Here is a 7,787-nt window from a genome sequence, read left to right as displayed (position 1 = left end):
GCCTCGGCGTGCACCGTGATGATGTCGCAGCCCGCGTCGGCGAAGGCGGCCAGATAGGGGTCGGCCGGCGCGATCATCAGATGGCAGTCGAAAATTTTGTCCGTTCGGTCGCGGATCGCCTTGATCACCGGCGGACCGAAGGTGATGTTGGGCACGAAATGGCCGTCCATCACGTCGAGATGGATCCAGTCGGCACCCGCTCGCACGACAGCTTCGACCTCGTCGCCGAGCCGCGAGAAATCCGCGGAAAGCACGGAGGGTGCGATGATTGTCCTGGTGACCATGGTCGTCGTCTCCAATTCTGTCTGCGGGTGTTGGTCGCTGCGCCAGCCGGCTCCATCCCGTCAGCGCATCTTCGTCTCCGGTTCGCCTTCGAGTTTCCCTTCCGCGAACACGCGGCTGCCGCGGATGTCGGATTCCTCGATGGTGATAAGATCGGCTTTGGTCAACACCCGGCTGCGCGATGCGAAAAGCCGGTTGGCCTGCCGCAGCCGCGCCCGGTCGAGCCCATTGCGGACCGAACGCGCGTTGGAGAAATGCGGCAGCCTCATGCGGATCGGAAGATACTCTTCGAGCGCACGGGACGCCGCCTCGCTGAGGCGATAATTCTGCTCCGCGAGCATAATCTCGGCGATCGATTTCAGTTCGCTGACGCCATAGTCGGGGAAATCGAGGTGATGGGCGATGCGCGAACGCATGCCGGGATTGCTGTCGAAGAAGCGGTCCATCTTGTTCTTGTAGCCGGCAAGGATCACAACCAGATCGTCACGGTTGTTCTCCATGCACTGCAGCAGGATTTCGATCGATTCCTGGCCGTAGTCGCGTTCGTTCTCGGGCTTGTAGAGATAGTAGGCCTCGTCGATGAAAAGCACGCCGCCCATGGCACGCTTGATCACCTCGCGGGTCTTGGGCGCGGTGTGGCCCACATACTGGCCGACGAGATCGTCGCGCGTCACGGCGACCATGTGGCCTTCGCGGACATAGCCGAGACGATGCAGGATTTCAGCCATCCTCAGCGCCACGGTGGTCTTTCCGGTGCCGGGATTTCCCGTAAAGTTCATGTGCAGCGTCGGGGCGCCCGAGGTCAGCCCGAACTTGCGGCGAAGCCGGTCGACCAGGAGGAGAGCGGCGATCTCGCGGATGCGGGTCTTGACCGGCTTCAGGCCAACGAGTTCACGGTCGAGCTTGTCCATGACCTCGTCGATGTTGGACGCCTCGAACTCGGCCTGCAGATCAACCGTCGCGTCCTGTGCGGCAGCGTCCTTGGTCATCGCGTTCAGCATGGTTCAGCTAGCTCCGCTCGCCCTCGGGCCTGTCGGTCGCATAAGGCACGATCGAATAACCCTGGCTGCGGCCGTCGCGCTCCTGGCGCAGCAGCCGGAAGCCGGGTTCGCTGGGCGGCCGGTTGACAATGAACGACATGCGCGGGGCTTCCCAGCCCTTGGTCGAATCGAAGGCGGTTACCCGCACATACATGTTCGGACAGGCTTTCCGGCAAGCGTTGACCTCAAGCAGTATGCCCGCCGGATCTTTCAAGTCGAACATCGGGTTGCCGTACATTTCCCAATAGGTGTTTCGCGGATGCGGATCGTCCGTGTACTCGACGCTGACCGCCCAATGGTTCTTCAGCGCGTATTTGATCTGCGCCGAAATCTGCTCATCGGTTAGGTCGGGCAGGAACGAGAACTGTCCCTGCGTGACCTTGTTTCCCGGATTGGTCATCATGACGACGGTTCCTTTCGTCTAGAAGCTGGGCGTTGCGGTTGGCACGAAGTCGGCCGTGTCGGTCGACTCGTAGTTGAAGGTGACGTCCTTCCAGGTCTCCAGGGCAGCCTTCAGCGGCGTGCACCATCTGGCCGCCTGTTCGAGGATCTTGGTTCCTTCGCGCAAATAATCGCGCCCCTCGTTGCGGGCCAGGATCATCGCTTCCAAGGCGACGCGATTGGCCGTCGCGCCTGCCTGGATACCGTCCGGATGGCCGATCGTGCCACCGCCGAACTGCAGGATGACATCCTCGCCGAGATAGTGGATCAACTGGTGCATCTGGCCGGCATGGATACCGCCCGAGGCGACGGGCATCACCTTGTTGAGCGAGGCCCATTCCTGATCGAAGAACAGCCCGGTTTCGAGGTTCTGCGGCGTGCGCTCCTCGCGCAGCGTGTCATAAAACCCCTTGATCATGAGCGGGTCGCCTTCCAGCTTGCCGACCACCGTGCCGGCATGGATGTGGTCGACGCCGGCCATACGCATCCATTTGCAGATGACGCGGAAATTCATGCCGTGGTTCTTCTGGCGCGAATAGGTCGAGTTGCCGGCACGGTGCAGGTGCAGGATCATGTCGTTGCGGCGCGCCCACTTGGCCATCGACTGGATCGCCGTGTAGCCGATAACGAGGTCGATCATGACGATGCAGGAGCCAAGCTGCTTGGCGAATTCGGCGCGCTCGTACATCTCCTCCATCGTGCCGGCGGTGACGTTGAGATAATGTCCTTTGACCTCGCCGGTGGCGGCCGACGCCTTGTTCACGGCCTCCATGCAGTAGAGGAAGCGGTCGCGCCAGTGCATGAAGGGCTGCGAGTTGATGTTCTCGTCGTCCTTGACGAAGTCGAGGCCGCCCTTCAGCGCTTCGTAAACGACGCGCCCGTAATTGCGTCCCGACAGGCCGAGCTTCGGCTTCGTCGTCGCGCCGAGCAGCGGCCGGCCGAACTTGTCGAGCCGCTCACGCTCCACCACGATACCGGTCGCCGGCCCCTGGAAGGTTTTGAGGTACGCCACCGGGATACGCATGTCTTCCAGCCGCAGCGCCTTGACTGCCTTGAAGCCGAACACATTGCCGATGATCGATGCGGTCAGATTGGCGATCGAGCCCGGCTCGAACAGGTCGAGGTCGTAGGCGATGTAGGCGAAGTACTGTTGCTCGGTCTTGGTTCCGGGACCGGTGTTCGGCACCGGCTCGGATCTGAACGCCTTGGCGCGATAGAGCTCGCACGCGGTCAGTCGGTCGGTCCACACCACGGTCCACGTCGCGGTGGAGGATTCGCCGGCGATGGCCGCCGCCGCCTCCTCGTGGTCGACGCCCGGCTGCGGCGTGATCCGGAACATGGCGATCAGATCGGTTTCCTTGGGCCTGTAGTCCGGCTCCCAGTAACCCATCTTCTTGTAGGGGATGACCCCTGACTTGTAGCGTTCCTTGCCTTCCTTGAGCGTCCCCGCTGGCAGTATGTCGATCTTGTTCATGACAGGTCTCCTGTTTGTTGCTCAGGCGGCTTTCGCGATTGCGATATGGGGATCGAGTTTTCCCGCGGCGTAACGTTTCGCCATCTCGTCCATGGCGATGACCTTGATCTTCGAGGCGTTGGACGCCGTGCCGAAACGCTCGAACCGGTCCCGGCAAAGGTCGCGCAAGGCGTCCATGGCGGGTTTCAGGAATTTACGGGGATCGAACTCGCGCGGGTCTTCCGTCGCGACGCGGCGGAACTGCCCGGCCATGGCCATGCGGCAATCGGTGTCGATGTTGACCTTGCGCACGCCGTAGCGGATGCCGCGCTCGATCTCCTCGACCGGAACGCCAAAGGTCTGGGGCATCTCGCCGCCGTATCTGTTGATAATGTCCTGCAGCTCCTGCGGCACCGAGGACGAGCCGTGCATGACCAGATGCGTGTTGGGCAGCTTTTCGTGGATCGCCTCGATCACCTGCATGGCCAGGATATCGCCGTCCGGCTTGCGGGTGAATTTGTAGGCGCCGTGCGAGGTGCCGCAGGCGATCGCCAGCGCGTCGACCTGGGTTGCGGTCACAAAGTCGACCGCCTGATCGGGATCGGTCAACAACTGGTCGTGGGAAAGCGCGCCTTCGGCGCCGTGGCCATCCTCTGCCTCGCTTTGACCGGTTTCCAGCGAGCCGAGCACACCCAGTTCGCCTTCGACGGAAGCGCCGACCCAATGCGCCATGCGTGCGACGCGTTCGGTTATGGCGACGTTGTAGTCGTAGCTGGCCGGCGTCTTGGCGTCCGCCATCAAGGATCCGTCCATCATCACCGAGGTGAAGCCGTGGCGGATCGCGGAAAGGCAGGTGGCCTCGCTGTTGCCGTGGTCTTGATGGATGCATAGCGGGATGGTCGGGTGGATTTCGGTCAGCGCCTCCATCATCTTGGCCAGCATGATGTCGTTGGCATAGGATCGGGCGCCACGCGAAGCCTGGATGATGACAGGCGCGTCGCAGGCCTTGGCCGCTTCCATGATGGCGAGGCCCTGTTCCATGTTGTTGATGTTGAATGCCGGTACGCCGTAGCCGTGCTCGGCGGCATGGTCGAGAAGCTGGCGAAGGGTGATGCGAGCCATTGTGAATCCTCCTAGATGATGAGCTTCAGTGCCGCTGCAGCAACCGCTTCGGACGTTATGTTGAAATGCCGGTAGAGGTCGGGGGCAGGGGCGCTGGCGCCGAAGCCGGTCATGCCGACGAAAGCACCGGTCTCGCCGATCCAGCGGTCCCAGCCCAGCCGGGCTGCTGCTTCGACCGCGACGCGCGGCGCCGAGCCGAGGACGGCCTTGCGGGTGGCGCTTTCCTGCTCCTCGAAAAGCTCCCAGCACGGCATCGACACGACGGCGGCGGCGACGCCATGCTCAGTCTCCAGCCTTTCGGCGGCAGCAACCGCGATCTCGACCTCCGAGCCGGTGGCGATCAGGGTGACGGCGCGGTGCCTTGCCGGCTCCCGCAGGATGTAAGCGCCCTGGCAGGAGCGGTTCTCGTCGCTGTGCGACCGACGCAGCATCGGCAGGTTCTGGCGCGACAGCACCAGGACGCTCGGCCGATCCTTGCTCTTTAGCGCGAGTTCCCAGCACTCCGCCGTTTCGATGACATCCGCCGGGCGGAAGACGTTGAGATTAGGCGTGGCACGCAGCATCGCAAGGTGCTCGACCGGCTGGTGCGTCGGGCCGTCCTCGCCGAGGCCGATGGAATCGTGTGTCATCACATAGATGACGCGCTGGCCCATGAGCGCCGAGAGCCGCATCGCGCCGCGCGCATAATCGGCGAAGCACAGGAACGTCCCGCCATAGGGCACGAAACCGCCATGCAGCGCGATGCCGTTCATGGCGGCCGCCATGCCGTGCTCACGAATGCCGTAGTGAATATAGCGGCCGGCATAGTCACCCGGTGCAATGCGGTTCATGTCCTTGGTGATCGTCAGATTCGAATGCGTCAGATCGGCCGAGCCGCCGACGGTCAACTCCGTTGCGCCATTGATGGCCTCCAGCGCCATTTCGGAGGCTTTTCGCGTCGCCACCTTGGTTGCCTTCTCGACATGTTCGCGACGAAAGGCGTCGAGCGCTTCGAAGACCGTGTCGGGCAGTTCGGCGGCGACGGCGTTTTCAAAAACCTCGCGCCGCGGCGAGGCGGCAAGCCGCTGCTCCCAGGCGCGCCGCATCGCTTCGCCGCGACCGGCAATCTCGCGCCAGGCGAAAAGGATATCATCCGGCACATCGAACGGCGCGTGGGCCCAGCCGATGTTTTCGCGTGTCGCGGCGATCTCTGCTTCACCCAGCGGTGCGCCGTGCGTCTTTTCCGAACCGCCGAGATTGGGGGCACCCATGCCGATCACTGTGCGGCAGGCAATCAGCGATGGCCGATCCGACCGCCGCGCCGCCTCGATTGCCGCGGCGACTGCCTCCATGTCGTGGCCGGCGACGCTTTGGACATCCCAGCCGGCGGCCTTGAAGCGCGCCGGCTGGTCCATCGACGTGGAGAGGGAGGTCGGCCCGTCAATGGAAATCGCATTGTCGTCCCAGAAAACAATCAGGCGGGAAAGCTTCAGGTGACCAGCGAGGTCTATCGCCTCGTGACTGATGCCCTCCTGAAGGCAGCCGTCGCCCGCAATGACATAGGTATGATGATCGACCAGATCGGCACCGTAGCGGGCGGCAAGCATACGTTCCGCCAGCGCCATGCCGACCGCCGTGGAAATGCCCTGTCCGAGCGGTCCGGTGGTGGTCTCCACGCCAAGCGCATGGCCGTATTCCGGATGTCCGGCGGTGCGGCTGCCCAACTGCCGAAATCGCTGCAATTCCTCGATCTGCATGTCTTCATAGCCGAGCAGATGATGCAGTGCGTATTGCAGCATCGAGCCGTGGCCGGCTGAAAGCACGAAACGGTCACGGTCGGGCCAGTCCGGCCTCGACGGATCGATATTGATGAAGCGGTTGAACAGCACCGTTGCGACGTCGGCCATGCCCATCGGCATGCCAGGGTGACCCGAATTCGCCTTTTGAACGCTGTCCATCGCCAGCGCGCGAATGGCGTTCGCCATGTCGCGCTCCGAGACGGGAGCGGTTGTGGTGACGGGCTTCAGTGCTGTTTGGCTGGTCATTGCATCCTCCTCACGACACACGGCTCTTGCGTTCAATCAATTGCAGGATGAGCGGCGTCAGGATCAACTGCATGGCAAGATCGAGCTTGTTGCCTGGCACCACGATGGAATTTGGCCGCGACATGAACGAGTCGTGGATCATCGACAGCAGATACGGAAAATCGATGCCCCGCGGATTGGCGAAGCGGATAACCAGCATCGATTCGTCGGGCGTCGGGATCCAGCGCGCGATGAACGGGTTGGACGTGTCGACGATCGGCACGCGCTGGAAGTTGATGGCGGTCTGCGAGAATTGCGGGACGATGTTGCGGACATAGTCGGGCATCCGGCGCAGGATCACGTCCATCACCGCCTCGGTGGAATAGCCGCGTGTCGAACGGTCGCGATGGATCTTCTGGATCCATTCGAGATTGATGACCGGCACGACGCCGATCTTGAGATCCGCATGCTTGGCCAAATTGATCGTGTCGGTGACGACACAGCCGTGCAGCCCCTCGTAGAAGAGCAGGTCGCTGGGAGCGAATTCGCGCCATTCGGTAAAGGTTCCCGGTGGCGTGCCGTGCTGCTTTTCCTCTTCCTCATCATGAATATAGGTGCGGGTCTTGCCCGTTCCGCGGCGGCCATATTCCGCGAACACCTCTTCGAGAATTCCGAGTTCGTTGGCCGCGGCATTGAAATGGGTGAAGTTCGGGTTGCCGGCCTTTTCCTCCTCGGCCACCTTTGCCTTCATCGCCGCGCGATCGTAGCGGTGGAAGGCGTCGCCTTCGATGAAAGCGGCCTCGATGTTCTCGCGCCGGAAAATCAGATCGAAGATGCGCTTGACCGAGGTCGTGCCGGCGCCCGACGACCCGGTGATGGTGATGATGGGGTGCTTGGCTGACATGGTGCTGCTCAGGCTCTGAACAGGCCGCGGCGGCTGAACAGCGGCGCACGCTCACCGATGTTGCTCGGCTCTGTGTGGTAGCGGGTGATGCGCGCGACTTCCCGCGCCGACCCGAAGATCATCGGCACGCGCTGATGCAGGCTCTCGGGTTCGATTTCCAGGATGCGGTTGATCGCATCGGTGGCGGCACCACCAGCCTGTTCTATGAGATAGGCGATCGGGTTGGCCTCGTAGACGAGGCGCAACCGTCCCTGACCATAGCCCTTGCGTCGATCGCCGGGGTAGAGAAAGACGCCGCCGCGCATCAAAATGCGGTAACAGTCGGCAACCAGAGAGGCGATCCAGCGCATGTTGAAATCCTTCTCGCGCGGTCCTTCGGTGCCCTCCAGGCAGTCGTCGACATAGAGCCGCACGGCCTCGTCCCAGTGCCGGTAGTTGGCGGCGTTGATGGCGAACTCCTGAGTGCGTTGCGGAATGATCCGGCTTTCATAGGCCTGGACGAAGGTGCCGAGCCTTGTCGAGAAGACGAAGACATGTGTGCC

The 7,787-nt window shown here is 62.6% G+C and carries 7 protein-coding genes and 1 pseudogene; all 8 read right to left on the bottom strand.

What is annotated here, in order from left to right; translation table 11 throughout:
• Positions 1-284 (bottom strand): annotated as a pseudogene (locus EN749_RS25380) (ribulose-phosphate 3-epimerase); the annotation flags it as partial.
• 60 nt (positions 285-344) lie between these two features.
• The gene (gene cbbX / locus EN749_RS25375; RefSeq protein ID WP_128288647.1) at positions 345-1,283 is read right to left on the bottom strand and encodes a CbbX protein; all 939 of its coding nucleotides are present in this window, start codon (positions 1,281-1,283) and stop codon (positions 345-347) included.
• Positions 1,284-1,290: 7 nt separating this feature from the next.
• The gene (locus EN749_RS25370; RefSeq protein WP_013532057.1) at positions 1,291-1,725 is read right to left on the bottom strand and encodes a ribulose bisphosphate carboxylase small subunit; all 435 of its coding nucleotides are present in this window, start codon (positions 1,723-1,725) and stop codon (positions 1,291-1,293) included.
• A gap of 18 nt (positions 1,726-1,743) precedes the next feature.
• Positions 1,744-3,237, bottom strand: coding sequence for a ribulose-bisphosphate carboxylase large subunit (locus tag EN749_RS25365; protein ID WP_013532056.1), 1,494 nt, complete (start codon positions 3,235-3,237; stop codon positions 1,744-1,746).
• 21 nt (positions 3,238-3,258) lie between these two features.
• Complete coding sequence (gene fba / locus EN749_RS25360; RefSeq protein WP_127395374.1) at positions 3,259-4,338, bottom strand: class II fructose-bisphosphate aldolase; 1,080 nt, start codon at positions 4,336-4,338, stop codon at positions 3,259-3,261.
• 11 nt (positions 4,339-4,349) lie between these two features.
• Positions 4,350-6,362, bottom strand: coding sequence for a transketolase (gene tkt, locus EN749_RS25355; protein ID WP_128364196.1), 2,013 nt, complete (start codon positions 6,360-6,362; stop codon positions 4,350-4,352).
• Positions 6,363-6,372: 10 nt separating this feature from the next.
• Positions 6,373-7,245 (bottom strand): phosphoribulokinase, encoded by an 873-nt coding sequence (locus EN749_RS25350; protein WP_127395372.1) that lies wholly within the window; start codon positions 7,243-7,245, stop codon positions 6,373-6,375.
• Positions 7,246-7,253: 8 nt separating this feature from the next.
• On the bottom strand, positions 7,254-7,787 hold a 534-nt coding region (locus tag EN749_RS25345; RefSeq protein ID WP_145991000.1), incomplete at its 5' end, for a class 1 fructose-bisphosphatase.

Origin of the sequence: Mesorhizobium sp. M7A.F.Ca.ET.027.02.1.1, from assembly GCF_004022985.1 — a bacterium.
Taxonomy (GTDB): domain Bacteria; phylum Pseudomonadota; class Alphaproteobacteria; order Rhizobiales; family Rhizobiaceae; genus Mesorhizobium.
This window is presented reverse-complemented; position numbering and strand designations above follow the sequence as displayed.